Origin of the sequence: Streptomyces sp. NPDC001381, assembly GCF_042895685.1 — a bacterium.
In the GTDB taxonomy this organism is placed as follows: Bacteria; Actinomycetota; Actinomycetes; order Streptomycetales; family Streptomycetaceae; genus Streptomyces.
The window spans coordinates 925,686-951,173 of record NZ_JBIAWO010000002.1 but is presented as its reverse complement, the minus strand read 5'-3'; the positions used below and the strand labels follow the sequence as shown (position 1 = coordinate 951,173).

Genomic DNA, 25,488 nt, shown 5'->3' with positions numbered 1-25,488 from the left:
CGGGTCAGGTGGCGGGCAGGGCGGTGGCCAGCAGGACGACACCGAGCGAGCCGACGAGGGAGACCACCGCCAGGGTCCGGGCCAGGTCGGCGCGCCCCTTGGCGTGGGCGACGCCGTGCCCGGCCGCGGCGAGCATCACCAGGGCGAACAGGGCGAGTTTGGCCGCCAGGGTGCGGCCGTAACCGGGTTCGGCGAGCGAGGCCCAGGTGACGCCCCGGTGCCAGGCCATGGCCCAGCCCGTGGCCAGCTGCACGGGCAGGAAGACCGCTCCGGTCAGCATGCCGAAGCGGCGGCCGGCGGCGGCCGTGAAGTCGTCCTTGGCCTCCGGGGCGAGCAGATGGCGGGCCAGCGGCAGGACCACCAGGGACAGGGCGAGCTGACCGCCGACCCACAGGGCGGCGCCGGCCACGTGCAGGAAGCGCACGACGGACCACAGGCCGACGGTGTCCACTACTCGCTCACCTCCACCATGCCGTGGGCGCCCGCTTCGGCGTGGCGCATGTCGTGGTCGACGAACGCGTAGTGGCCGGCCTCGGGGAATGTCGTCTCGACGAATCCGCCCTGCGCCGCGGCCAGGTCCAGCACCTGGGAACCGCCCGTACCGCCCGGCTGGAGCAGGTAGGCGCCTTCCTTGTACACGGTGTCGAAGACGGTGCCGACGACGTGGAACGCGATGCCGTCGCTCGGCCCGGCGGCCACCACCCAGAATCGGGCGCGCTCGCCGGCCTTCACCTTCAGGGGCCGCTCGGCGTACTGGTTCGCGACCCCGTTGAACGCCCAGGCGTCCGGGGTGTTCTGACGCATCTTCGTCACCTGGGCGGTGCTGCCCGGCGTGCCCAGGTAGAGCTCCGAGGAGACCAGCAGGTATGTGTGGTCCGCCTTCGCCAGGCCCGGCGGGTCGATGACGACGGCGCCGTACATGCCGTTGCCCATGTGCTGGAGCATCGGGGCCGTGCTGCAGTGGTACAGCCATGCCCCGGCCCGCTCGGCGCGGAAGCGGTAGACCAGGCGTTCGCCGGGCTGGAGGGTGCGCATGGGACGGTCGGGGGCGAGGGAGCCGGCGTGGAAGTCGATGCCGTGGCCCATGGCGGTGTCGTCGTTGACGAGGGTGACCTCGAAGACGTCGCCGACCTTGCCGTGGAGGGTGGGGCCGGGTGCGGTGCCGCCGAAGGTCCACATCTGCTGCTTCACCCCGGGGGCCACCTCGACCGTGGTGTGGGCGGCGCGCAGTTCGACCTTGTGGACGGTGCCGCCGGGCGCGGGGGCCAGGTCCGCGGCGCGTGGCCGCCAGTCCGAGGAGAAGTCCGCGGAGAGGTCCAGGCCGCCGCTGTCGGTGGTGGCGGAGTGCCCGGCGTGCGCGTCCGCGCTGCCGGTGTCGCCGGTGTCGCCGGTGTCGCCGGTCACGACGATGTCCATGCTCATCCCGGCCGCCCGGTGGCCCGGCAGGGTGCACCAGGCCTCGCGGCTCTCGGTGATCCGCCCGACGTGGAGTACGCGGGTCCGGCCCTCGGCGAGCATGGGGGTGCCGGGTCCGTCCTCGACCTTGAGGTCGTGGCGCTGGGAGTCGGTGTTGGTGATCCTCAGCCGCAGGTCGGTGCCCGCGGCGACCTCCACGCGGGCCGGGCGGATGCGCATGTCGGCCAGGGTGACGGCGACGGTTCGGGTGGTGCCGGCGCCCGCGCCCGCCGTCGCGGCGGCGCTCGTCCCGCCGCCGGTGTCCCCGCCGCTGTTGGCGACGAGCACGGCCAGCACGGTCAGTACGGCCCCCGCGGCGATGCCCCACAGGGCGGGGCGGTGTGACGCGCCGGCCGCGTCGGTGCCCCGGCGCAGGCTCCGTGCGCCGCGGACCAGCACCCACACCACCAGGGCGAGGAACGCGACCCCGGCCGCCGCCGCCAGCAGCATGCCCGCCGTGCCGGCCGGGTCGGGCAGCGGAAGCACGAGCAGGGCCACGCCGAGGTTGAGCACGACGAGCCGCGGCAGCCAGCCGCGCTCCAGGACCGCCCGCAGCGCGGCCCGTTCCTTGGGACCGGAGGAGAGCACGATGGGCAGCAAGTAGGTGAGGGCACCGACGAGGACCTGGGCGACGAGCCCGAGGAGCAGCACCGGAACCAGGGCGCCGACGCCGTCCCGTGCCGCGTCGAGCGGGCGTGCGGCCAGCAGCACCAGGTCCGTCAGCACCCCGGCGCACAGCCAGCCCGTGGCGGCGGCCAGGGTCCACGCGGCGGCCGCCGAGACGGCGGGCCGCCGGCGTACCGTCCGGGCGAAGAGCCGGACCGCGACGGCGACCCCGGCCGCGTATCCGGCGACGCCCAGTGCGGCGACGGGGCGCAGTCCGGCCACCAGTCCGGCGACGGCGGTCAGCAGGCCGCCGCCGGTCAGCACCAGGACCCGGCGCGCCAGCACGGTGGTGCGCTCGGCCATGCGTACGCCCAGCACCGTGGGCCAGAGCATGAACAGCGTGCCCAGCACGGGCAGTCCGATCCAGCCGAGCAGGGTGACGTGCACGTGGGCCAGCTTCAGGCCGGTGTAGTGCGCCGGGCCGGCCGCGCCGTCGGCCAGCAGCCAGCCCAGCGCCGCCCCGGGGATCAGTGCCGCCGCGGCGGCCCGGTAGTAGTCGGCGATGGGGGCGAGCCGCCCGCCCAGCGCGCCCCGGCCCAGGCGGACCAGCACCACCAGGTGCGCCGCGACGGCGGCGATCAGCAGTGCGCAGCCGGCACCGGTCAGCAGGGGCCGCTCCGCCCAGACGCCGGCGAGGACGCCCAGGGCTCCGGCGTTGACGCCGGCCAGCCGGGCGTCGCTCCAGCGCCGGTCGGGCAGGGGGGTGTGGAGCATGGCGACGGCGAAGTGCTCGCTCCACACGACGATCGCCGTGGTGGCGGCGCCGAGGAGGAAGAGGTGGACGGCCAGCCAGCGGGCCACGGGCAGCGTCTCCTGGGCGCCGGCCGACAGCAGCGCGAGCGTGGCCCAGACTCCCACGAGGACATGGGCGGCCAGGTGCCGACCGCGGGGGCCGGAGGCCTTGAATCTGCTGGGCGGCCGGCCGGCGCCGCCGGCGGGCTCATCGTTCTTGCTGTACACGGTGCTCCTTGCCGCCCGGGGCGGCGGGCGGGCGGGGGCGGGCCGGCGGTGCCGTGCCCGGGCCGGCGTTCATCAGCGCGGCGAGTTCGCGCTGGTGCGGGAAGGAGCCGGGGACGTAGCCGCACCAGGGTTCCTCGGCGTACGGGTCGCCGGTGACGCCGTAGGCGCGGGAGCGGGAGCCGCCGCAGACGCGGCGGAACTCGCAGCTCCCGCACCGGCCGCCGAGCATGCCCTCGGCCCGCAGGCCGGTGAACAGCGGGGAGGTCCGGTAGATCGAGGTCAGTGGTGTCTCGCGGACGTTGCCCGCGCTCAGCGGCAGGAAGCCGCTGGGGTGCACGGTGCCGGTGTGCGAGACGAAGGCGAAGCCGCGACCCGCGTTGACGTCGAGCGGCGGGCGGCGCACCCGGCGCGTGGCGGTGTCCAGGCCCAGGGCGGCCGCGCGGTCGGTCAGCTCCCGGTAGAGACGGCCGAGTCCGAGGGCCGCCGCGGGGTCCTCGCCCGCGTCGGCGAGGACCTGGCGCTGCAGGGCGACGCGGCGGAAGTGGTGGGCCTCGGTGGTCTTGGCGGGAAGGACGAGGCCGATGTCGTAGACGAAGTTGAGGACGTCCTCCACCTCGGCGGCGGTCAGCGCGCCGAGCCCGCGGCCGCGGCCCGTGGGCACCAGGAAGAAGGCGCTCCACAGCATGGCGCCGTGCTCGGCGACCAGGCGGACGATGTCGGGGAGGTCGTGCAGGTTGTGCCGGGCGACCGTGGTGTTGATCTGCACCTTCATGCCGAGGGCGCGGGCGGTGTCCCAGGCGTCCAGGGTCCAGCGGAACACCCCGGGCACACCGCGGAAGTCGTCGTGCAGGGCGGCGGTGGACCCGTCCAGGCTGAGGGAGAGCCCGACGGCGCCCGCGGCGTGCAGGGCCCGCAGCCGTTCCTCGGTGAGCGTGGGCGTGCCGGAGGGCGACACGGCCACCCGGACCCCCGTCCGCTGTCCGTGAGCGACGAGTTCGTTCAGGTCGGGGCGCTGGAACGGGTCCCCGCCGGTGATCACGAACAGCGGGGCCGGCTGTCCGAAGGCGGCCACCTGGTCCAGCAGGTCCTTGGCGGCGGCGGTGTCCAGTTCCCGGGGGTCGCGGTCGGGCACGGCCTCGGCGCGGCAGTGCCGGCAGGCCAGCGGGCAGGCGCGGGTGGACTCCCAGATGACGATGAAGGGCCGGTCGGCGGCGTCGTGCCGCTGGTGCCGTACGGCTCGGGCGGGAGAGCTCATCGCACGGCCCTGCCCAGCGCCCTGGGGCTGTGTCCGGCCGCCCTGGAGTCAGGGCAGACGAGGCGGGCGGCCGGACGGTGACCGGGCCGGACCGTGCGCGGCACCCACCGCGAGCGACAGCGGTGGAATCGGCCTCGAGGGCGGTCGACGTGGTCGTACACGGAAAACCTCCGGATCGGTCGCCGTCAGCATCCACCGGCGGCGGCGGTCGGCGCGGCGGCCGATGGTCATCACGGACAGGGCCGAAGGTCCCTCGTCGCGGGGGCGCTCAGGGGTCCTTCGGAGGGCGGGCGCCGGCGCACCGCGCACGGTGGCCCGGCGGCCGGCGGGCACATGGCTCAGGAGCGGTGGGGGGCGCGCGGTGCCAGGGCGTCCGCCGTGGCGACCAGCGCGGCGCCCAGGCCGGTGAGGGCGGCGCCGAGGCCCGTGACCAGGGTCGTCAGCTCCCATGCCTGGTAGGCGGACATCAGCGAGGCGCGCAGGGACTGGCCCATGAACGCGGTCTGGCGCAGGGCGGTGAGCTTCTCGTCGTCGTCGCCCGCGGCATGCAGCTCCGCCGTGATCTCGGCGTAGGTGCGGCCGCCGGTGGCGTGGGCGAGGTTGCCCTTGATGAACTCGGCGTAGGCGCGGGCCTCGGGGCCGGTCTCGACCCGGCGGCCGGCGTGGGCGGCGAGTTCGGCGGGCAGCCCGTGGCCGGGGAAGGTGATCTTCTGCGCGGCCAGTTCGGCGCGGATCTGCTTCCTGCCGCCGCGGCCGCGCACCAGCATGACCGGTCCGGCGGCGGCGAGGGCGAGACCCGTGGTGGCGAGCAGCGTGGCGGCTCGACGGTGCGCACGGTCCATGACGTGTCGACCTTCTTTCCTCGTGGGTGCTTCGGGGGCTGACGCGGCGTCCGGCCGCGGGTGCGCCGCCGAGCGGCGGGCGGCAGCGGCCGGACGCGCGACCGAACCGGGCGACGACACGCCGTACGCGTGTGCCCGCCGCGGCCGGGGGACGGGGGGAACGGCCGTCGGGCGGACACCGGGATCCGGGCGCACGGGCCAGATGTGCGTGGTGCGGATCGATCGATGTCAGCATGCACGTCCGGGGCCCCCGGTCGCCTGGCCGACCGGGCCCGACCACCGGGACCATTGGTCCCGGTCGCGGCCGTCCGGATGGGGCCGGAGGGCGGTCCGGGAGGGACCGCCGGGCCCAGGTACGGCGAGGTCCGCGCCCCCTAGCGTTCCTGGGCATGGAGAACGATCAGAACGCACGGCGCCGGACGCCGCGGTCCGGTGAGGGCTGGCCGCTGGCCGCCCGCAGGTTGCTGACCCGCCGTGAGGTGTCGGCCGACGGACGCGCCGTGTTCGGCGAGGGTGACCCCCGGTGGGAGGGCTTCTACCGGGACCGCTGGGCCCACGACAAGGTGGTGCGCTCCACCCACGGCGTGAACTGCACGGGCTCCTGCTCGTGGATGGTGTACGTCAAGGACGGCATCATCACCTGGGAGCACCAGGCCACCGACTACCCGTCGATCGGCACCGACTGCCCCGAGTACGAGCCGCGCGGCTGCCCACGCGGTGCTTCGTTCTCCTGGTACACGTACTCCCCGAGCCGGGTCCGCTACCCGTATGTGCGCGGCGCGCTGCTGAAGCTGTGGCGCGAGGCGCGGCGGCGGCTCGGTGACCCGGTGGCGGCCTGGGCCGAGATCACCGGCGATCCGGCCAAGGCCCGCGCCTACAAGCGGGCCCGGGGCAAGGGCGGCCTGGTGCGGGCCGACTGGGACGAGGTCAGCGAGCTGATCGCGGCCGCCCAGGTGCACACGGTCAAGGCCTACGGCCCCGACCGTGTCGCCGGGTTCTCCCCGATCCCGGCCATGTCCATGGCCTCCTTCGCGGCGGGTGCCCGCTTCACCTCGCTGATCGGCGGCACCCTGCTGTCCTTCTACGACTGGTACGCCGACCTGCCGATCGCCTCGCCGCAGGTCTTCGGCGACCAGACCGACGTACCGGAGGCGGCGGACTGGTGGAACGCGGGCTATCTGATCATGTGGGGGTCCAACATCCCCGTGACCCGCACCCCTGACGCGCACTTCCTCACCGAGACCCGTTACAACGGCACCAAGATCGTGGCTGTCAGCCCCGACTACGCCGACAACGTCAAGCACGCGGACGAATGGCTGGCTCCGCACCCGGGCACGGACGGCGCGCTGGCGATGGCCATGGGCCACGTCATCCTGCGCGAGTTCCTCGTCGACCGCGAAGTGCCCTATTTCCGGGACTACTTGAGCACGTTCACGGACGCCCCCTTCCTGATCACCCTGCGGGAGGGCGCCCACGGCCTCGTCCCGGGCGGATTCCTGACCGCCGCCGACCTCGGCCGTGCCGGGGAGACCGGGGAGAACGCGGAGACCGGGGAGACCGGGGAGAACGAGGAGTTCAAGACAGTCCTTCTGGACCGGGCCACCGGTGAACCGGTGGTCCCCGGCGGCTCGCTCGGCTTCCGGTGGGGGGAGGCCGGGCGAGGCCGCTGGAATCTCGACCTGGGCGAGGTGGAGCCCGAACTGAGCCTGCTGGAGCGGGCCGAGGAGACGGTGCCCGTGGCGCTGCCCCGGTTCGACGAGGGCGCCACGGAGGGCGGCTCGGTCATGGTGCGCGGCGTGCCCGTCCGCCGGATCGGCGGGCACCTCGTCACCACGGTCTTCGACCTGATGCTGGCGCAGTACGGCGTGCGGCGGCCGGGGCTCCCGGGTACCTGGCCGTCGTCGTACGAGGACGCCTCGGAGCCGTACACCCCGGCCTGGCAGGAGACGGTCACCTCCGTGCCGGCCGAGCAGGCGGCGCGGATCGCGCGGGAGTTCGCCCGCAACGCCGAGCGCACCAACGGCCGTTCCATGATCGCCCTCGGTGCCGGGACCAACCACTGGTTCCACTCCGACACCATCTACCGCGCCTTCCTGGCGCTGCTCACGATGACCGGCTGCCAGGGCGTCAACGGCGGCGGCTGGGCGCACTACGTCGGCCAGGAGAAGGTCCGCCCGGTCACCGGGCAGCAGCACCTGTCCTTCGCCTTCGACTGGCAGCGGCCCACCCGGCACATGGCGGGCACCTCCTACTGGTACCTGAACTCCGACCAGTGGCGCTACGAGGCGTTCGGTCCCGACGAGCTGGCGTCACCGCTCGGCGAGGGACGGTTCCGGGGCAAGGGGTTCGCCGACTGTCTGGCGCAGGCCGTGCGGCTGGGCTGGACGCCCGGTCACCCCGGCTTCAACCGCAACCCCCTCGACCTCACGGACGAGGCCGCGGCCGTCGGCCGGCCGGTCGCCGAGCACATCGTCGAGGAGCTGAAGTCGGGGCGGCTGCGGTTCGCCGCCGAGGACCCCGACGACCCGGCCAACTTCCCGCGGGTGCTGACCGTCTGGCGGGCCAACCTGCTCGGCTCGTCCGGCAAGGGCAACGAGTACTTCCTGCGGCACCTGCTGGGCACCGACGCGGCGGTCCGCTCCGAGGAGACCCCGCCCGAGGCGCGTCCGAAGGACGTGGTGTGGCGGGACGAGGCGCCCGAGGGCAAGCTCGACCTGCTGGTCACGATGGACTTCCGGATGACCTCGACCGGGCTGCTGTCCGACGTCGTCCTGCCGGCCGCGACCTGGTACGAGAAGGACGACCTGTCCAGCACGGACATGCACCCCTTCGTGCACGCCTTCACCCCCGCCATCGCCCCGCCCTGGCAGGCCCGCACCGACTACGACACGTTCCTCACCATCGCCGACCGGTTCAGCGAGCTGGGTGCCGAGCACCTCGGTACCCGCACGGACGTCCTCGCGGTGCCGCTGCTGCACGACACCCCCGACGAACTCGCCCAGCCCGGCGGGGTGGTGCGGGACTGGAAGACCGGTGAGTGCGAGCCGGTTCCGGGGCGGACGATGCCGAAGCTGGTCACGATCGAACGGGACTACGGCGCGATCGCCCAGAAGATGCGTGCCGTCGGCCCGCTGCTGGACACGCTGGGCACCACCACGAAGGGCGTCACCGTCCACCCCGACAAGGAGCTGGACGACCTGCGGCACCGCAACGGCACCGTCCGCGAGGGGATCGCCGCCGGCCGGCCCTCGCTCGCCACCGCGAGTGACATGTGCGAGGCGATCCTGGCCCTGTCCGGCACCACCAACGGCCGTCTGGCCACCGAGGGTTTCCGCGAGCTGGAGCGGCGGACCGGCAGCGAGGGGCTGGTGGAGCTCGCCGCCGAACGGGAGGCGGAGCGGATCACCTTCGCCGACACGCGCACCCAGCCGCGCGCGGTGATGACCTCGTACGAGTGGTCCGGCTCGGAGACCGGCGGGCGCCGCTACTCGCCGTTCGTCATCAACGTGGAGCACCGCAAGCCCTGGCACACGCTCACCGGCCGCCAGCACTTCTTCGTGCAGCACGACTGGATGACCGAGCTCGGTGAACAACTCCCCGTGTACCGGCCTCCGTTGAACACGCCCAGGCACTACGGCGACGAGCACCTGCACGAGGGCGGCCGGGCCGAGGTCACGGTCCGCTATCTGACCCCGCACTCCAAGTGGTCCATCCACTCGAACTACCAGGACAACAAGTACATGCTCGACCTGTCCCGGGGCGGTCCGACGATCTGGATGTCCACCGCCGACGCCGAGAAGATCGGCGTGAAGGACAACGAGTGGATCGAGGCGTACAACCGCAACGGCGTCGTCGCCGCCCGGGCCGTCGTCACCCACCGTATGCCGGAGGGCACGGTGTACATGTACCACGCCCAGGACCGCAACGTGAACGTGCCGAAGACCGAGGTCAGCGGAAAGCGCGGCGGCATCCACAACTCGCTCACCCGGCTGCTGCTCAAGCCCACCCATCTCGCCGGCGGCTACGCCCAGTTCACCTACGCCTTCAACTACTACGGCCCGACCGGCAACCAGCGCGACGAGGTCACGGTCATCCGCCGTCGCGCGCAGGAAGTGGAGTACTGAGATGCGCGTGATGGCCCAGATCGCGATGGTGATGAACCTCGACAAGTGCATCGGCTGCCACACCTGCTCCGTCACCTGCAAGCAGACGTGGACCAACCGGACGGGCGTCGAGTACGCCTGGTTCAACAACGTGGAGACCAAGCCAGGTGTCGGCTACCCCCGCCGCTACGAGGACCAGGAGCGCTGGAAGGGCGGCTGGATGCTCGACAAGCGCGGACGGCTGGTCCTGCGCTCCGGCGGGCGCGTCAAGCGGCTGCTGTCGCTGTTCTCCAACCCGGACCTGCCGGGCATCGAGGACTACTACGAGCCGGTGACGTACGACTACGACAACCTCGTCAACGCCCCGGCCGGCCCGGACATGCCCGTGGCCCGCCCGCGCTCGGTCCTCACCGGGAAGCCCACCGCCATCACCTGGGGCGCCAACTGGGAGGACGGCCTCGGCGGCGCGCCCGAGAACGCCGGCGGCGACCCCAACCTGACCGGTGAGTGGGCCGAGAAGGTGAAGTTCGAGTTCGAGCAGACCTTCCTCTTCCACCTGCCCCGGCTGTGCGAGCACTGCCTCAACCCGGCCTGTGTGTCGGCGTGTCCGTCCGGCGCGATGTACAAGCGGGTCGAGGACGGCATCGTCCTCGTCGACCAGGACCGCTGCCGGGGCTGGCGGATGTGCGTGACGGCGTGCCCGTACAAGAAGGTGTACGTCAACCACGCCACCGGCAAGGCCGAGAAGTGCACGTTCTGCTTCCCGCGCATCGAGGCGGGCCAGCCCACCGTCTGCTCCGAGACCTGCGTCGGCCGGCTGCGCTACCTCGGCCTGCTGCTGTACGACGCCGACCGCGTCGGCGAGGCAGCCGCCACCCCGGACGAGCGCGACCTGCTCGACGCCCAGCGCGGGGTGTTCCTCGACCCGCACGACCCCGAGGTGCGCGCGGCGGCACGGGAGTCGGGCATCCCCGAGGACTGGCTGGACGCCGCCCGCCGCTCCCCCGTGTACGACCTGGTCTCCCGGTACAAGGTGGCGCTGCCGCTGCACCCGGAGTACCGCACCCTGCCCATGGTCTGGTACGTCCCGCCGCTCTCGCCCGTCCTCGACGCCGTCGACGCCGCGGGAGGCGACCAGGACGACCCCGACCATGTCTTCGCCGCCGTCACCCGGCTGCGCATCCCGCTGGAGTACCTGGCGGAGCTGTTCACCGCCGGGGACACCGACGTCGTCGCCGGGGTTCTGATGAAGCTCACCGCGCTGCGCTCGTACATGCGCGAACGCACCCTCGGCGAAACCGGCGACGAGGCGGTGCTCAAGGCGGTGGGGCTCACCGTCCGTGAGGCGGAGGACATGCACCGGCTGCTCGCCGTCGCCAAGTACGCCGACCGCTACGTCGTCCCGGCCGCGCACAAGGAGGACGCGGCAGCGCTCACCGCGATGGAGAACCGCTGCCCGGTGGAGTCCGCCGGGGAACCGTCCGACCGCAAGGTGATGCTCGGCATCCCCACGCTGCGCCGCAACACCGCCGGAGGCCACTCGTGAGTCCGCTGCCCGCCCCCAGCACCGAACGCCCGGGGGGACCCCCGTCGATTCCCGCACTCGTGCGCGCCCGCGTCCGGGCCGCCGTGCGCCGTCCGTCCCGCCTCACCCCCGAGGAGAGCGAGGCACGCGTCCTGCTGCTGCGGATGTGCTCACTGCTGCTGCAGTACCCGGACGCCGAACTCACCGCCGCCCGCCCGGAGCTGGCGGCGGCGATCGAGGCGCTGCCGCCCTCGCCCGCCGCCGGACACCTCACCGCCTTCGCCGCCTGGCTCACCGCGCAGGACACCGACACGCTCGAACGGCACTACGTCGAGATGTTCGACCTGCGCCGCAAGAGCAGCCTCTACCTCACCTACTACCTGCACGGCGACACCCGCCGGCGGGGCATGGCCCTGCTCACCCTGAACCAGCGCTACCGGGCCGCCGGCTGGGACACCGACGGCAGCGAGCTGCCCGACCACCTCCCGGTCGTCCTGGAGTTCGCCGCTCTGGCGGGCCCGGGCGGCGGCGAGGCGCCGCTGCGCCAGCACCGGCGCGGACTGGAACTCATCCACCGCGCCCTGACCGACGCCGACTCCCCCTACCGGCATGTGCTCGCCGCCCTGCTCACCCTGCTGCCGCCGCCCACCGAGGCGGACCGTGCGGCGGTGGCCCGGCTCGTCGCCGAGGGCCCGCCCAACGAGGAGGTCGGTCTCGACCCGTACGGGACCTACGGCGACGGCGAGTTCGCGCCGCCGGGCACCTTCGTACCCCCGATGCCCGCCCCGCCGACCCGAGTGTCCCCCGCCCCGACCAGCCGTACGGAAGGTCCCCGATGAACGCCGCAGCCCTCCCCCTCGCGGCCGCCTCCACGAGCGGCGCCGACCTCCTGCTGTGGGTCGCCGTCCCCTACATCTGTCTCGCCGTGTTCGCCGTCGGGCACGTGTGGCGCTACCGCCAGGACCAGTTCGGCTGGACCTCGCGCACCACCCAGCTCCTCGAACACCGCTGGCTGCGCTGGGGCAGCCCGCTGTTCCACCTGGGCGCCTTCATGGTGATCGCCGGGCACGTGGTGGGCCTCGCCGTGCCCGCCTCGTGGACCGAGGCCGCGGGGATCTCCGAGCACGCCTACCACACCACGGCCGTCTGGGCGGGCTCGGTGGCCGGCGTCGCGATGGTCTCCGGGCTGGGCATGCTGTGCGCCCGCCGTCTGCTGACCCGCCGGATCCGCCTCGGCACCGACCGCAGCGACAAGCTGCTCTTCCCGCTGCTGTCCGCCACCGTCCTGCTGGGCATCACCGCCACCGCCGCCCACAACGTCTTCGGCCCCGGCTACGACTACCGCTCCACCGTCTCCGTCTGGTTCCGCGGTCTGTTCGTCCTGCAGCCGCGGCCCGAGGCGATCGCCGACGCACCCCTGCTGTTCCAGCTCCACGCCCTGACCGCCTGCCTCCTCTTCGCGGCCTGGCCGTTCACCCGGCTGGTGCACGTGTGGAGCGTCCCGGTCGGCTACCTCGCCCGGCCCTACCTGGTCTATCGCAGGCGGCCCGCGCCGGCCGCCGCCCCGGCGGGGCCGCGCCGGCCCGGGCGCCCCGCCTCCGGCTCCCGGCGAGCCGCATGAGCCACGCGGAGCCCTGCCGGGCGGGACGTCCCGCCCGGCAGGGCTCCGCGTGGCCCTGGGCTCAGTTCTCCTTCTGCTGGAGCCGGTCCTGGGCCTGGGTCGCGATGACCGCGGCCTGGATGCGCCGTTCCACACCCAGCTTGGCCAGCAGCCGGGAGATGTGGTTCTTCACGGTCTTCTCCGCGAGGTAGAGCCGCTGCCCGATCTGGCGGTTGGTCAGCCCCTCGCCGATCAGGGCAAGGATCTCCCGCTCCCGGTCCGTCAGACCCGGCAGGGCGTCCGGCTCGGGCTCCGGCTCCTGGCCCTGCCGCAGGCGGGCCATCAGCCGGGCGGTGGCACTGGGGTCGAGCAGCGACTGCCCGGCGGCGACGGCGCGGACCGCGGACACCAGGTCCGAGCCCTGGATCTGCTTCAGCACATAACCCGAGGCGCCGGCCATGATCGAGTCGAGCAGCGCCTCCTCGTCGTCGAACGAGGTCAGCATCAGGCAGGCCAGCTCCGGCATCTGGGAGCGCAGCTCCCGGCAGACGGTCACCCCGTCGCCGTCCGGCAGCCGGACGTCGAGCACCGCCACCTGCGGGCGCAGCGCGGGAACGCGCACGAGGGCCTGCGCCACCGTGCCCGCCTCGCCGACGACCGTGATGTCCGGCTCGTCGTTCAGCAGGTCGCGCACCCCCCGCCGTACGACCTCGTGGTCGTCCATGAGGAACACCCGGATCGGGTTGTCGGATCCGGAGCGCTCGCCGTCCGCCATGTGGGGACTCCTTCTACTTTGCCGTCTTCGTCTGTGCCGTCCGAGCTCTTGCGACCGGACCGCCCCCACGGGGCGCCACCGGTTGCCGCTCACCGCCGATCCTGCGTGATCGCAAGCCAAAGGGCCAGGGCCGACCATATTTTCCCCCACACCACCCCGCCCCCATCCCGTCCCCCGGCCCGCCCGGCCCGCCCGGTGGGTACGGCTGGCCGGTCGTCGGCGACCGAGGTGGCGTCGGGGGTGTGGCACTCGGTCGGCGGTGTCGCCGGTGCGCCGGGAGATCGCGTCCGGGAGCATGTCGGGTGATGATGCTCGCCGTCCTCTTCGCCGTCCTGGGGGCCGCCAGCAACGCCGTGGGCACGGCGTTCCAGCGCAAGGCCGCCTCCACGGTGCCGCGTGGCGGCGGCATCCGCCTGCTGCTCGCCCTCGTGCGGCGGCCCGCCTGGGCGATCGGCATCGCCGGTGTGGTGGGCGCCGCGGTGTGCCAGGCCCTGGCTCTGGTCAACGGACCCATGGCGCTGGTCCAGCCCCTGTTCATTCTGGAGCTGCCGTTCGCCCTGCTCGTCGCCGTGCCGCTGATGCACCACGGGCTGTCGGCCGACGGCTGGCGGGCGGTCGCGGTGGTGCTGGCCGGACTCGCGCTGCTCCTGGCCTCGGCCGACCCGTCCGGGACCCGGGTCCAGGCGCCGATGGACCGGTGGGTTCCGGTCCTGGCGCTGACCCTGGGTGCGATGGCCGCGGCCGTCGTCCTCGCGTGCTCCTCGTCCTCGCCGCTGCTGCGCGCCGCCACCCTGGCGGCGGCCGCGGCGGTCGGCAACGCGCTGACCGCCGCGCTCATGAAGTCGGCCACGGGACGCCTCGCCGACGCCGGGCTGCCCGCCTTCCTCACCACCTGGCAGACCTACGGGTTCGCCCTCACCGGCGTCGCGTCGCTCCTGCTGCTGGAGAACGCGCTCCAGGCCGGCCCGCTGGCCGCCTCGCAGCCCGCGCTGACCATCGGTGACGCGTCGGTGAGCCTCGTGCTGGGGGTCGCGCTGTTCGAGGAGAGCGTCCGCACGGGCTGGTGGCTGGTGCCGGAGGCGATCGGCGCGCTTCTGATCCTGGGGGGCGTGCTCCGGCTCACCCGGGTGGTGCCCCATCTCGTCGACGTCGTGCGGTGAGGCCGGCTCAGGCGGCCACGAGGTCCGCCCACCGGGTGACGCCGCCGGAGTGGACGCGCCTGCCGTGCCGGGTGGCGAGCGCCTGGACGATCAGCTCGCCCCGGCCGTGCTCGTCGGGGTCGATGCCCGCACGTGACTGACCGGGCACCAGCGCGGGTCCCGCGTCGGTGACCTCGACCCGCAGGGTGCCCCGGCCGTCGCCGCAAGCCCAGGACAGCCGCAGCTCCGCCGGGGGCAGGGCGTGGACGATCGCGTTGGTGAGCAGCTCCGACACCACCAGGAGGGAGTCGTCGACGATGTCCTCGGACACCTGCCAGTCGGCGAGGACCGCCCCGACGCGTCGGCGTACGGCTGCGACGGCCCCGGGGACGGGCGGCAGCGGACACACGTGTTCCACTGTCTCCCGGGGCAGTATGCCGAGCTGTACCGCCATCTTCTCTCCTCCGGTGAATGCTGTCGGCCGATGCCGGGCCGCAGCGCGAATGCCGGACCTTGAAGCACGTTAGGGAGCCCGGGGGTGCGGGTCAACGAATCGTGGTCGGCATTACCGAACGCGTCGCGCCCGTGAGTGATCGCAGGTCAGGGCGCACATGGAGCGAACCCCTCGCAGCGGTAATAGGCTCGCCTCATGACCGGCCCGGTCCAGTCGATCGAACGGGCGGCGGCGATCCTGCGTCTGCTCGCCGGAGGGCCCCGCCGTCTCGGGCTCGGCGAGGTGGCGGCCTCGCTGGGGCTGGCGAAGGGCACCGCCCACGGCATCCTGCGCACCCTCCAGCACGTGGACTTCGTGGAGCAGGACGCGGCCACCGGAAAATACCAGCTCGGGGCGGCCCTGCTGCATCTCGGCACCAGCTACCTCGACGTCAACGAGCTGCGCTCGCGGTCCATCAACTGGGCCGACGCCCTCGCCGCCCGCAGCGGGGAGGCGGTCCGTCTGGGCACCCCGCTGGAGGGCAAGGTCCTCGTCGTCCACCACGTGTTCCGGCCGGACGACACGTTCCAGACCCTCGAGGTCGGTTCCCTGCTGCCGCTGCACGCCTCCTCGCTCGGCAAGGTCCTGCTCGCCTTCGGCACGGCGCCCGTCGAGTCGGCCCTGGAGTCGGGGCTGGAGGCGTACACCCGGCACACCCTGGTCGACCGGCACCAGCTCAACCGCGCGCTGGCCGAGGTCCGGGAGCGCGGGTGGGCCGGCGAGGTCCAGGAGATGAGCATGGGGGAGGCCGGGGTCGCCTCACCCATCCGCGGCCACGGCGGCCTGGTGGTCGGCGCGATCGGCCTGTCCGGCCAGATCGAGCGGATCTGCGACAGCAAGGGGCACCCCCGGTCGACCCTGGTCAACCTGCTGCGCGAGGCCGCACGGGCGATCTCCAGAGACCTGGGCGCGACCCGCTGGTGACCCCGCCCCGCCCGAGACGTCGGAAGGAGACGCGATCATGGTCGAACGGTATGTGATGTCCATCGACCAGGGCACCAACTCCACCCGATGCATTCTCTTCGACCACCACGGGCGGCTGGTGGCGGTCGCCCAGCGGGAGCACCAGCAGCACTTCCCGCGGCCCGGCTGGGTCGAGCACGACGCGGTCGAGATCTGGCGCAACCTGCGGCGCGTCGTGCCCGAGGCGCTCTCCGGTGCCGGTGTCGGCGCGGAGGAGATCGCCGCGATCGGCATCGCCAACCAGCGGGAGACGACGGTGCTCTGGGACCGGCGCACGGGCGTTCCCCTGGGCCGGGCGATCGTGTGGCAGGACACCCGCACGGAACCCCTCGTCACGGCGCTCAGCGCGGACCCCGGCGAGGAGTTCTTCCTCGAGCGGTGCGGTCTGCCCCCGTCGACCTACTTCTCGGCCCTGCGGATCCGCTGGCTGTTCGACCAGGTCCCCGGTCTCCGGCAGCGCGCCGAGGGCGGCGAGGTGCTGTGCGGCACGATGGAGAGCTGGCTGATCTGGAACCTGACCGGGGGCCCGGACGGCGGGCTGCACATCACCGACGCCACCAACGCCAGCCGCACCATGCTGATGAACATCCGCACCCTCGCCTGGGACGAGGAGCTGCTGGAGTTCTTCGGGGTGCCGCGTCCCATGCTGCCCGAGATCAGGTCCTCCGCCGAGCACTACGGTGCCGCCCGCTCGGTCCTCCCGGGCGTCCGCATCACCGCCGCCCTCGGCGACCAGCAGGCCGCGCTGTTCGGCCAGACGTGCTTCTCGCCCGGCGACGCGAAGTGCACGTACGGGACGGGCAGCTTCCTGCTGCTCAACACGGGGGCCGATGTCGTGCGGTCCCGGCACGGCCTCCTCACCACCGTCGCCTACAAGATCGGGGACCAGGCACCGGTCTACGCCCTGGAGGGCTCGATCGCCGTCACCGGCTCGCTGGTGCAGTGGTTCCGTGACCGTCTGGGGCTGATCAGCAGCGCGCCGGAGATCGAGACGCTCGCCCGGACGGTCGAGGACAACGGCGGGTGCTACATCGTGCCCGCCTTCTCCGGTCTGTTCGCACCGCACTGGCGCAGCGACGCGCGCGGTGTCATGGTCGGCCTCACCTCGTACATCACCAAGGGGCATCTGGCCCGCGCCGTCCTGGAGGCCACCGGCTGGCAGACGCGGGAGGTCGTCGACGCCATGAACGCCGACTCGTCGGTGGCGCTGAAACAGCTGAAGGTGGACGGGGGCATGACGGCGGACAACCTGCTGATGCAGTTCGTCGCCGATGTCCTCGACGTGCCGGTGGTACGGCCCATGGTCGCCGAGACGGTCTCCCTGGGCGCCGCCTACGCCGCCGGGCTCGCCTCGGGCTACTGGCCCGACCTGGAGGTCCTGCGCCGCAACTGGCACCGGGCGGCCCAGTGGCTGCCGGACATGGACGCCGAGCGGCGGGAGTCGGAGTACGCCAACTGGCAGCGGGCCGTCGAGCGCTCCCTGGGGTGGGTCACCCCGCCGAGGCCGCCGTGAGCCGGCGCGGGGGGAGCAGGCGGCGGAGGGCGGCGCGGTCGCCGGGCCGTCCGCCGGCGGCCGCGGTTCGTGCGTACGGCTCCGTACGCCGGGACGCGGCTTCGAGCGGACGCCGGGACCGCACCCTCCTATCGTGGAGAGGCACACTCAGGCGCGGCGCGAGGCAGACGGGCAGGACATGAGGAACCCGCAGATCGACTACGCGGCGGTCTTCCGGGCCCTGCCCGGCATGGTGGCACTGCTCACCCCCGCCCTTGAGTACGCGGACGCCAACGACGACTTCCTGCGGCTGACCCGGCGCACCAGGGAGCAGTTGCTGGGCCGCTACATCTTCGACGTCTTCCCGGAGAACCCGAACGACCCGGCCGCGGCCGGCAGGCGGGAGACCGAGGCGTCGATGCTCCGTACGGTGGCCACCGGCGAGCGCGACACGATGGCGCTGGTCCGGTACGACATCGAGGACCCGGACCGTCCGGGCCGCTGGCAGGAGCACTACTGGAGCCCGGTCAACGCGCCCGTCCTCGGCCCTGACGGCCAGGTGGCCCTGATCGTGCACCGGGTGGAGGAGATCACCGAACTCATCCGCGCCTTCGGCGGCCGGGACGACGACAGCCGGGCCCGCGTCCTGGAGGCCGAGCTGTACACCCGCGCCCGGGAACTGCAGGAGGTCAACGACCGGCTGCGCCGGGCGCACGCCCACGAACGCGAGGTCGCCCTGTCCCTGCAGGCGGCGATGCTGCCCGCACCGGACCTGGACGGCCGGCACGCGGCGGCCGTGCGCTACCGGCCCGCCATCGGCGCGCTGAACGTGTGCGGCGACTGGTACGACCTCGCCGACCTGCCCGGCGGGAACCTCGCCGTCGCGGTCGGCGACGTCGTCGGCCACGGCCTCGCCGCCGCCGGCGTCATGGGGCAGCTGCGCAGCGCGCTGAGCGCGGCCTGCCGGGTCGCCGACGGTCCCGCCCGGGCTCTGGACGCCCTCGGCCTGTACGCCCGCTCCGTCGCGGGCGCGGAGTCGACCACCGTGCTGGCGACCTTCATCGACTGGGACGAGCGCACCATCACCTACAGCAGCGCCGGCCACCCGCCCCCGGCGCTGCTGCACCCGGACGGCACCGTCACCTTCCTCGACCAGGCCACCGACCCGCCGCTCGCGGCCCGCCCCGAGCACCTTCCCCGGCCTCAGGCCCGCGCCTCCTTCGCCGAGGGCGCCACTCTCGTGCTGTACACCGACGGCCTGATCGAGCGCCGGGGCGAGGACATCGACACCGGTCTGGACCGCCTCGCCGCGTCCCTCGCCCGCCACGGGAGGTCCGGCCCCGAGCCGCTGGCCGACGCCCTGCTCACCGACCTGCTGCCGCCCACCGGCAACACCGACGACACCGCTCTGATCACCCTCCGGCTCTGACCCCTCGCCGTCGTCAGCGCAGGGCCCCCTTGGTGGCGTCGGCGATGAACCCGCGGGCGAAGAAGGTGACCACCAGCACTCCCGGGTCCCGCGGTCCACCGGGCACTGCTGGGCGACCGCGGCGAAGGACGCGCCACCGACGTGCCCCCGCACGACCTGGACGCCTCCCGGCCGGCCGCCATCGGCACGATCCGGCCGGCCGGCCGACCATGCGGCGAAGACGCTGCCGAAGCCGACGAACAGCACGATGGCGACCGGCCGTGGAAGGCGCGGTCCTCCGGGCCGCCGCGACCGGCGGGCGTGGCCACCCGCGCGGCGCCGGGACGCGCGGGACAGCGCGCGGGCAGGGCTCGCCCCGACGCGGATGGTGGGCGAGCCCTGCCACCCGGTCGATTCTCGGGGGCGTGGCGGCGCATGCCCACGGGTGCGCCGGCGCCGACCGTGGTGAACGGCGCGCACGCCGCGCGCTGCGCGCACACCCCGTACGAATGTCCCCGCGCCACGCGTGACGGCCCGCGCGGTGGGGAAGGCGCACCTGAACCGGGTGAGACCCGCCCCCGTGGGCAGGTCGGCCCCGGCCCCGCGTGATCAAGCACACCTCGCGGCGCGCGATACTGGCCTCGCATACCACCCTCGTCCCTCCCTCATGAACGGACTCATGCTCATCTCCGCCACCGCCCCGCCCACCACGCCCTCCACGGTCTGGCTCGGCCGTGGCCGCCACACCGGCCCCGCCGCGCCGGATGTGCTGCGCGCGCACCTCCAGGCGCTCAAGGACAGCGGGACCCTCCATGACTTCAGGGAGCTGCCCGACACCGAGACCGCCGAGGGCGAGTCGGCCTTCGAGGCCCGCTGGCAGGTGCCCGAGGACGTGACCGTGCGCGCCCGGCTGAAGCTGGCGGAGTGGTCGGGCCGGGGGCAGGAGTGGACGCTGGTGGCGGAGGCGGAGCGGCCCTGGGACCCGCGGTGGCCGTCGCCCGCCGAGATGTTCTGGCCGTGGGAGACGGACAGCGCGTGGGGCCATGAGACCGTGACCGGCCTGCGGTTCCTGGACGTCAACCCGCTGCCGGCCGACGACAAGGACCTGCGCCGCACGCTCCGGGGAGCCCTGCGTGACACCTGGACCATCGATGTCGTGGTCCACGAGGCCATGACCCCGGACGAGCGGGGCCGGCGTTCCCTGGTCCCGCTGCTGCCGCCGGGCCTGCACCACCGGGTGGTGGAGCACCGGGCGGCGCCGCACCAGCTGCGCACGGTGAACTGGGCCCTCAAGGACTTCGGGGCCGAGGTGCCGCGCGGCGGCGCGCTGGTGCTGCCCGGCAGCCCCGCCCCGGACGGCTACGCCGCCGGGGACTTCTCCGTGCGCAGCGTGTTCCTGGACGGGTCGCATCCCACCGAGGTGCTGGACGCGGTACGGCGGTACGCCGCGCTGCCCGCACAGCTGCCGGAGGGCGGCGACGCCGCGCTCACCCTGCTCCGGGAGAAGTGGCAGCTGCTGACCCTGGAGGAGGAACTCGCCCGGGAGCGCGAGCTGGTCGCCATGTACAAGGAGGCCCTGGAGGCGATGACGCAGTCCCGGGACCTGTACCGGGAGGCGGCCGAGCAGGCCCACGAGGCGCTGGCCGCCTACCGTGAGGCGGCGGCGGAGGCCGGTGAGCCGCAGCGGCAGCAGCCGGTGAGGAAGAGCGGCTCGCCCTTCCAGCAGCTGGGCCGGACCCTGGAGCGGCTCAAGGAGACCACCATGGGTCTGCGCCCGGCGGCGGCGACGGAACACCCACGGGACGAGAACAGGGACCCGGGCCCGGGCGACGGCGTGGCGGCGACCGACCGCTAGTGGGTGGCGGGCCTCCTGGGACCGAGCGGTGCGCGGGGCCCGCGTGGGCCGTCCGCCCGGCCGACGGGCCGTCAGGGTCCGCTGCCCGAGCAGGGTTCGGGTGTCGGGCCGTGTCCGTTCACCGGCCCGGTCACTGACCCGGCGTCAGCCGGCGCGTCCCGCCCCCGGTGCGGGATGTGACCAAAGTTACACTCCGCCACCGGACAGGGAACCGGCGCGCTCGCCCGCCCCTCGGGGAACGGCCGGAAACCGCCTCCCCCGTTGAGGTAATCCTGCGGGAAACGGGGAATTCGGGAACCGAAATCGGGGAATTCGAAAACAAGGGCAGCGCGCCGCGCGACGGACCCCGGAGGGAGGGCCCGTGGACACGACCACCACGCTCGTCACGGTCGCCGCGATACTGGCCGCGGCCCTCCTGGCGTGCGCCGCAGCGGTCCTCGTGCGGCTCATAAGGGCACGTCGGGACCTCAGACGCGCCGGCCTCCCCACCGGCTCGCGCTGGGTGTTCTGGGGTGCGGTCCTGTACTTCGTGCTCCCGGCCGACCTCCTGCCCGACCCGGTCTACCTCGACGACATCGGCGTTCTGCTGCTCGCCCTGCGCTCCCTGCGTCGCGCCCCCGAGCGCGCGGGGATCCCAACCGACCGTGCCTGAAGACGTTTTCACCTCCCGCTCGGCCCATCTCCCCTGCTCCGCGCCCTGTTGGGGTCCCGACTCGCCGATGATCACGGAGAGTAAGGAAACCAACCACCCGTTCGATTCGTATAAGTGACTGAAGGTCGCACCACAGAGCGGGCCCGAGTGACGTCGCACAGCGGCACCGCTTGATCGAGGCAGTACCGACGAGGGAGAGAACATGCAACCGTTCGCGCTCAACTACGCACGCCCTGCGGCGGAGTTGGAGTTCGTAACTCCGTACGCCTATGACCCCGGACTGCAGTTGAACGTACTCCTCGACGGCCGTGTCGCCGCTCGTGACCACGCCCTGCTCAGAGAACTGGGGACCACCACCTCCACCGCGGGTTCCAAGACCCACTTCGACGACTGAGCACGGGCCGCGCAAGATGACCGTGCTCATCCTGACCTGCGAAGAGGACGTCACGGCGGACATGGTGGTCGTGCACCTGAACGCCGCGGGCGTCCCGGTCGTCCGGTTCGACCCGGCCGATCTGACCAGCACCGTCGCCCTGTCCGGCGAGTACGTCCACGGTGCCTTCCGGGGCCATCTGTCCTCGGCGGGCCGGCTGGTGAGCCTGGACGGACTGCGGTCCGTGTGGGTCCGCCGGCCGGGCTCCGCCGCGGCGCGGGCGGCCGAGCCGTCCGCATGGCTCACGGAAGAGGCCTCGCAGGCGCTCTATGGCATGCTCCGGAGCACCGGAGCGCGCTGGATGAACCATCCGGACGCGTCCCGGCGCGCCCGGCACAAGCCATGGCAGCTGCGGCTCGCCCAGCGCAGCGGGCTGCCCGTACCCGCCACCCTCATCACGACCTTCCCGCAGGCCGCGCGGGACTTCGCCGAGCGCTACCCGGACCTGGTGGTCAAGCCGGTGTCCGGGGCACATCCGCAGGACCCGCCCCGTGCGGTGCCCACCACCCGGGTCCCGCCCGGCGCCGACTTCGCGGCCGTCGCCTACGGTCCGACCCTGCTGCAGCGCAGGATCGCCAAGCGGGCGGACATCCGGCTGACCGCGGTGGGCGAGAGGATCCTGGCGGCCCGCAAGGACACGGCTCCGGGCGCCGACCCCGACGTGGTGGACGTACGGTTCGCGCCGGCCGGCACGCCGTGGCGCCCCGCCGACGTCCCGCCGCGCCTCGCCGAGGCCGTGCGCAGGTATCTGCGCGAGGCGGAACTGGCCTACGGCGCCTTCGACTTCGCGGAGGACTCGGACGGGACCTGGTGGTTCCTGGAGTGCAACCAGTCGGGGCAGTTCGGGTTCGTGGAGGTGGACACCGGCCAGCCGATCGCCCGCACCATCGCGGAGTGGCTGGCCGGCCCGTCCCCGAAGTCCGGCCCCCGGCAGGCCGACTGCTGCGGCTCGGCGGCCTCCTGAGGCCGAGCGGCGCGGCCGGACCCGGTGGGGGCTCCGGCCCCGCCGGTGACCGCTCAGACGGCGAGCGACAGCCCCCTGCCGGTCGCCTCGGGGCGGGAGTCGAGCAGGGCGTCCGCCGCGGCGAGCGCCTCCTGGACGTCGGACGTGCCCATCAGCACACAGAGCGTGTAGGTCACGTCACGCAGCTCCCAGGCCGTCTCCGGCCTCTCCTGCTCGGCCTGAGCGATCCTCAGCGTCGCGTACCGGGTCAGCAACGTCCTGGCGACCTTCGGGTCCGGAACGATCACGAGCGCCCCTCTCTACGGTTGTTGCGCTGCGTGTGCCCGGACCTGGGCGAATCATGCGCATGGAGCACACGGCTCACCCTTTGGGGGCACGATCGCGCCACGCGGGTTCGTGCCGTACGTAACGCGGGCGCGCACGCGGAGTCACGCGAGCCCCTCCTTCCGCGTCACGCCCCCGCCCCGGTCCCCTCCTTGCGCGTCGCGTTCCGCGTCACGCCACCTGTCCGGCGTGCAGGTCCGTGTAGGCACCGCCGCGGTGCAGGAGCTCCTCGTGCGTGCCGGTCTCCAGGATCCGCCCCTCCCCCATCACGACGATCCGGTCGGCTCCCCGCACGGTGGACAGCCGGTGCGCCACCACGAAGGTGGTGCGGCCGCGCAGCAGCCGGGCGAGGGCCTGCTGGACGAGTGCCTCCGAGCGGGTGTCGAGGGCGGACGTCGCCTCGTCGAGGACGAGCACCCTGGGGTCGCGGATCAGGGCGCGGGCGATGGCCAGCCGCTGTTTCTGCCCGCCCGACAGCCGGGCCCCGCGCTCGCCGAGGAGCGTGTCCAGGCCGTCCGGCAGCCGCTCCACGAACTCCAGCGCGTTGGCGTCCCGCAGGGCCGCGCGGACCTGTTCCTCGTCGGCCTCGTCCTCCATGCCGTAGGCGACGTTGTCCCGTACGGTGCCGTCGAACAGGATCGACTCCTGCGGCACGACCGACACGAACCGCCGGTAGGTGCGCAGGTCGAGGGTGTTCATGTCGGTGCCGTCGAGCAGCAGCCGGCCCGAGGTCGGCCGGATGAACCCGATCACGAGGCCGAGGACGGTGGACTTGCCCGCGCCGGACGCTCCGACGAGCGCGACCGTCTCGCCGGGCGTGACGGACAGGGTGAAGTCGCGCACCGCCGCGGCGCCGCCGTCGTCGTAGGCGTACCCGACGCGCTCGAAGGTCACCGCGCCGTGCAGGGCGGAGAGTTCGGCCTTGCCCTCGTTGTCCTCCAGCTCGGGTGCCTGGAGGACCTCGCCGACCGAACGGACCGACTCCAGGCCCCTGGCGATCACCGGGGCGAGGCCGGTGAGTGTGGTGGTGGAGTTGGTGAGCGTGGTCAGGAACGCGCTGAGCATCACGACGTCACCGGGGGTGACACCCCAGACGCCGTAGTACGAGACGAGTGCGGCGCCGGTGAGGACGAGGACGCCGATGACGTTGAGCAGGACCCAGGCCAGCGAGCCGAAGCGGCCGTTGAGCAGGTCCAGGCGCATGCCGGAGGTGAGCAGCCGGTGCAGGGTGCCGTCCATGCGGCGCAGTGCCTTGCTCTCGAGACCGTGGGCACGGGTGACCGGGATCAGCCGGGTCATCTCGGTGACCCGGGAGGAGAGGGTCTCCACCTCGTGCCGGAAGTGCTCGTTGTGGGCGCGCAGCCGGGCCCGCAGACGGTCCACCAGCAGGGCCGCGGCGGGCACGACGACGAGGAACACGGGCACGAACTCCGGGGTGCGCACGGCGATGACGACCAGGCCGCCGGTGAGCACGGTGAGCGCGCCGAGCCCCTGTTCCGCGGTCTGCTGAACCATCTGCTCCACGGTCTCGACGTCCCGCACCACCTTGGCCTGGAGCACGCCCGCGCTGACCCGGGAGTGATAGCCGATGGACAGCTGCTGCATCCGGGTGCACAGCGCGGAACGCAGGGTGGTTCCCATACGGCGGACGCTGCCGTACAGCAGGCGGACGTAGAGCAGGTGCAGGGGGTAGTTGACCAGCAGGATGAACAGGATGACGGCGGTGCTGGTCCAGAGCCGGCCGATCGGCCGGTGCTGGACGACGGTGTCGATGACGGAGGCGGTGATCAGCGGCAGCAGCCAGATCGGGCTGTGCTTGACGGTGAAGACGACCGCCGCGCCGGCCAGGCTGCGGCGGTCGGCGCGCAGGAGGTAGGCGAGGGTGCGGACGGGGTGTTCGCCGCGGTAGCGGTGGTCGAGCGGGCGTTCGTACGACGACGCCATGGACGGGGGTCCTCCTGACTTCCCAGGGACGGCAAGCGCTTTCTCCCCCGTTCCCCGGGAAGTACACCCGCTCGCGTCAGGAGCGGCTCGCGAGGTACTCCGTCACCCCCGGCGCCCGGTGCGCGTCCTCCACGCCCACCAGACCGCCGACCGCCTTCGCGTCGGGCTTGAGGACGTACGTCGACAGGGCCGCAGGACGGGAGACGTCGGAGAAGTCCTGCGGGGTGCCGAGCCCGGTGTCGGCGTTCTCGGTGGAGCGGTGCGCCTTCACCACGTCCGCCCGCTCCAGGCTGCCCGCGGCGCAGGCATTCGCCAGGTCGGCGCCCAGCAGCCGGGCAGCGTTGTAGCCGGACAGCACACCGGAGTCCACCGGCGAGCCGGGGTACTTCTCGCCGTACGCGGCCCCCATCCGCCGCACACCCGGCAGGTCCGAGCCGACCGCGGGCGCGGCGCTGACCACATGGAGCATGGCCGTCAGGGCGGGAGGCGAGGCTGGCCGGGCCAGGCAGGCGGACCGTCAGCCGAGCGGGCGCAGGACGACGCCGGTCGGGACGGCGGGCCGGACCCAGGCCGTAGCGCTGGAGGCTGGGCCCGGCGGGGCAGGCCTGGGACACCGCCGGGCCGGGCAGGCGCCGGGGCG

The 25,488-nt window shown here is 73.4% G+C and carries 20 protein-coding genes and 1 pseudogene; 12 read left to right on the top strand and 9 right to left on the bottom strand.

Annotated features, from left to right (window positions below; genetic code table 11):
- Positions 1-4: 4 nt before the first annotated feature.
- The 4 genes from ACFY2L_RS11290 to ACFY2L_RS11275 form a co-directional block, all read right to left on the bottom strand.
- Positions 5-451, bottom strand: a complete 447-nt coding sequence (locus tag ACFY2L_RS11290) for a hypothetical protein (RefSeq protein ID WP_390656672.1) — start codon at positions 449-451, stop codon at positions 5-7.
- Positions 451-3,081 carry a multicopper oxidase domain-containing protein gene (locus ACFY2L_RS11285; protein WP_390822112.1) on the bottom strand — a complete coding sequence of 877 codons (2,631 nt, stop codon included), beginning with the start codon at positions 3,079-3,081 and terminating at the stop codon, positions 451-453. The genes ACFY2L_RS11290 and ACFY2L_RS11285 overlap by 1 nt, the downstream gene beginning before the upstream one ends.
- Positions 3,062-4,336 carry a TIGR04053 family radical SAM/SPASM domain-containing protein gene (locus tag ACFY2L_RS11280; protein WP_390822111.1) on the bottom strand — a complete coding sequence of 425 codons (1,275 nt, stop codon included), beginning with the start codon at positions 4,334-4,336 and terminating at the stop codon, positions 3,062-3,064. Before ACFY2L_RS11280 ends, ACFY2L_RS11285 begins: the two co-directional genes overlap by 20 nt.
- Positions 4,337-4,674: 338 nt before the next feature.
- On the bottom strand, positions 4,675-5,178 hold the full coding sequence (locus ACFY2L_RS11275; RefSeq protein ID WP_390822110.1) for a hypothetical protein: 504 nt from the start codon (positions 5,176-5,178) through the stop codon (positions 4,675-4,677).
- 389 nt (positions 5,179-5,567) lie between these two features.
- Between ACFY2L_RS11275 and ACFY2L_RS11270 the strand changes: the two genes are divergently transcribed.
- From ACFY2L_RS11270 to narI, 4 genes are read left to right on the top strand one after another with little or no spacing between them, the layout of a single operon-like run.
- Positions 5,568-9,302 carry a nitrate reductase subunit alpha gene (locus ACFY2L_RS11270; protein WP_390822109.1) on the top strand — a complete coding sequence of 1,245 codons (3,735 nt, stop codon included), beginning with the start codon at positions 5,568-5,570 and terminating at the stop codon, positions 9,300-9,302.
- Between the two features lies 1 nt (position 9,303).
- The gene (gene narH / locus ACFY2L_RS11265; RefSeq protein WP_390656667.1) at positions 9,304-10,827 is read left to right on the top strand and encodes a nitrate reductase subunit beta; all 1,524 of its coding nucleotides are present in this window, start codon (positions 9,304-9,306) and stop codon (positions 10,825-10,827) included.
- Complete coding sequence (narJ, locus tag ACFY2L_RS11260) at positions 10,824-11,645, top strand: nitrate reductase molybdenum cofactor assembly chaperone (RefSeq protein ID WP_390822108.1); 822 nt, start codon at positions 10,824-10,826, stop codon at positions 11,643-11,645. Before narH ends, narJ begins: the two co-directional genes overlap by 4 nt.
- Positions 11,642-12,427, top strand: coding sequence for a respiratory nitrate reductase subunit gamma (gene narI / locus ACFY2L_RS11255; RefSeq protein ID WP_390822107.1), 786 nt, complete (start codon positions 11,642-11,644; stop codon positions 12,425-12,427). The genes narJ and narI overlap by 4 nt, the downstream gene beginning before the upstream one ends.
- Before the next feature lie 61 nt (positions 12,428-12,488).
- Here the strand turns inward: narI and ACFY2L_RS11250 are convergent, their stop codons facing one another.
- Positions 12,489-13,181 carry a response regulator gene (locus tag ACFY2L_RS11250; RefSeq protein WP_390822106.1) on the bottom strand — a complete coding sequence of 231 codons (693 nt, stop codon included), beginning with the start codon at positions 13,179-13,181 and terminating at the stop codon, positions 12,489-12,491.
- A 302-nt stretch (positions 13,182-13,483) separates the two neighbouring features.
- Between ACFY2L_RS11250 and ACFY2L_RS11245 the strand changes: the two genes are divergently transcribed.
- Positions 13,484-14,341, top strand: a complete 858-nt coding sequence (locus ACFY2L_RS11245; protein ID WP_390822105.1) for a DMT family transporter — start codon at positions 13,484-13,486, stop codon at positions 14,339-14,341.
- Positions 14,342-14,348: 7 nt separating this feature from the next.
- Here ACFY2L_RS11245 and ACFY2L_RS11240 read toward each other — a convergent pair whose 3' ends face one another.
- On the bottom strand, positions 14,349-14,774 hold the full coding sequence (locus tag ACFY2L_RS11240; protein WP_390656662.1) for an ATP-binding protein: 426 nt from the start codon (positions 14,772-14,774) through the stop codon (positions 14,349-14,351).
- A gap of 195 nt (positions 14,775-14,969) precedes the next feature.
- Here ACFY2L_RS11240 and ACFY2L_RS11235 point away from each other — a divergent pair, with 195 nt between their 5' ends.
- The 7 genes from ACFY2L_RS11235 to tgmB all read left to right on the top strand — a co-directional run bounded on the left by ACFY2L_RS11235 (position 14,970) and on the right by tgmB (position 22,580).
- Positions 14,970-15,737 (top strand): IclR family transcriptional regulator, encoded by a 768-nt coding sequence (locus tag ACFY2L_RS11235; protein ID WP_390656661.1) that lies wholly within the window; start codon positions 14,970-14,972, stop codon positions 15,735-15,737.
- A gap of 37 nt (positions 15,738-15,774) precedes the next feature.
- On the top strand, positions 15,775-17,289 hold the full coding sequence (gene glpK, locus ACFY2L_RS11230) for a glycerol kinase GlpK (protein WP_390656660.1): 1,515 nt from the start codon (positions 15,775-15,777) through the stop codon (positions 17,287-17,289).
- A gap of 178 nt (positions 17,290-17,467) precedes the next feature.
- On the top strand, positions 17,468-18,697 hold the full coding sequence (locus tag ACFY2L_RS11225) for a PP2C family protein-serine/threonine phosphatase (RefSeq protein WP_390822410.1): 1,230 nt from the start codon (positions 17,468-17,470) through the stop codon (positions 18,695-18,697).
- Positions 18,698-19,355: 658 nt separating this feature from the next.
- Positions 19,356-20,531: a hypothetical protein gene (locus ACFY2L_RS11220; RefSeq protein WP_390822104.1), complete on the top strand. Its 1,176-nt coding sequence runs from the start codon at positions 19,356-19,358 to the stop codon at positions 20,529-20,531.
- A 361-nt stretch (positions 20,532-20,892) separates the two neighbouring features.
- A complete protein-coding gene (locus ACFY2L_RS11215; protein ID WP_390656658.1) occupies positions 20,893-21,183 on the top strand; it encodes a DUF1232 domain-containing protein in 291 nt (96 codons plus the stop codon).
- A 202-nt stretch (positions 21,184-21,385) separates the two neighbouring features.
- A complete protein-coding gene (tgmA, locus tag ACFY2L_RS11210) occupies positions 21,386-21,577 on the top strand; it encodes a putative ATP-grasp-modified RiPP (RefSeq protein ID WP_133915973.1) in 192 nt (63 codons plus the stop codon).
- Positions 21,578-21,593: 16 nt separating this feature from the next.
- A complete protein-coding gene (tgmB, locus tag ACFY2L_RS11205; protein WP_390656657.1) occupies positions 21,594-22,580 on the top strand; it encodes an ATP-grasp ribosomal peptide maturase in 987 nt (328 codons plus the stop codon).
- A gap of 53 nt (positions 22,581-22,633) precedes the next feature.
- Here tgmB and ACFY2L_RS11200 read toward each other — a convergent pair whose 3' ends face one another.
- The 3 genes and pseudogenes from ACFY2L_RS11200 to ACFY2L_RS11190 all read right to left on the bottom strand — a co-directional run.
- Positions 22,634-22,867 carry a DUF5133 domain-containing protein gene (locus tag ACFY2L_RS11200; RefSeq protein ID WP_390822103.1) on the bottom strand — a complete coding sequence of 78 codons (234 nt, stop codon included), beginning with the start codon at positions 22,865-22,867 and terminating at the stop codon, positions 22,634-22,636.
- A 208-nt stretch (positions 22,868-23,075) separates the two neighbouring features.
- Entirely contained in the window at positions 23,076-24,848 is a 1,773-nt protein-coding gene (locus ACFY2L_RS11195; RefSeq protein ID WP_390822102.1) for an ABC transporter ATP-binding protein, read from the bottom strand.
- Positions 24,849-24,924: 76 nt separating this feature from the next.
- Positions 24,925-25,335, bottom strand: a pseudogene (locus ACFY2L_RS11190) (ABC transporter substrate-binding protein); the annotation flags it as partial.
- Positions 25,336-25,488: the final 153 nt, after the last annotated feature.

Bases quoted from the DNA above. Each gene is read 5' to 3' on its own strand.
- ACFY2L_RS11220 (WP_390822104.1), top strand. From the start codon at position 19,356: ATGCTCATCTCCGCCACCGCCCCGCCCACCACGCCCTCCACGGTCTGG.
- ACFY2L_RS11225 (WP_390822410.1), top strand. From the start codon at position 17,468: ATGAGGAACCCGCAGATCGACTACGCGGCGGTCTTCCGGGCCCTGCCC.
- ACFY2L_RS11250 (WP_390822106.1), bottom strand. From the start codon at position 13,181: ATGGCGGACGGCGAGCGCTCCGGATCCGACAACCCGATCCGGGTGTTC.
- ACFY2L_RS11275 (WP_390822110.1), bottom strand. From the start codon at position 5,178: ATGGACCGTGCGCACCGTCGAGCCGCCACGCTGCTCGCCACCACGGGT.
- tgmB (WP_390656657.1), top strand. From the start codon at position 21,594: ATGACCGTGCTCATCCTGACCTGCGAAGAGGACGTCACGGCGGACATG.
- ACFY2L_RS11235 (WP_390656661.1), top strand. From the start codon at position 14,970: ATGACCGGCCCGGTCCAGTCGATCGAACGGGCGGCGGCGATCCTGCGT.
- tgmA (WP_133915973.1), top strand. From the start codon at position 21,386: ATGCAACCGTTCGCGCTCAACTACGCACGCCCTGCGGCGGAGTTGGAG.
- ACFY2L_RS11195 (WP_390822102.1), bottom strand. From the start codon at position 24,848: ATGGCGTCGTCGTACGAACGCCCGCTCGACCACCGCTACCGCGGCGAA.
- narI (WP_390822107.1), top strand. From the start codon at position 11,642: ATGAACGCCGCAGCCCTCCCCCTCGCGGCCGCCTCCACGAGCGGCGCC.
- glpK (WP_390656660.1), top strand. From the start codon at position 15,775: ATGGTCGAACGGTATGTGATGTCCATCGACCAGGGCACCAACTCCACC.
- ACFY2L_RS11240 (WP_390656662.1), bottom strand. From the start codon at position 14,774: ATGGCGGTACAGCTCGGCATACTGCCCCGGGAGACAGTGGAACACGTG.
- ACFY2L_RS11280 (WP_390822111.1), bottom strand. From the start codon at position 4,336: ATGAGCTCTCCCGCCCGAGCCGTACGGCACCAGCGGCACGACGCCGCC.
- narH (WP_390656667.1), top strand. From the start codon at position 9,304: ATGCGCGTGATGGCCCAGATCGCGATGGTGATGAACCTCGACAAGTGC.
- ACFY2L_RS11270 (WP_390822109.1), top strand. From the start codon at position 5,568: ATGGAGAACGATCAGAACGCACGGCGCCGGACGCCGCGGTCCGGTGAG.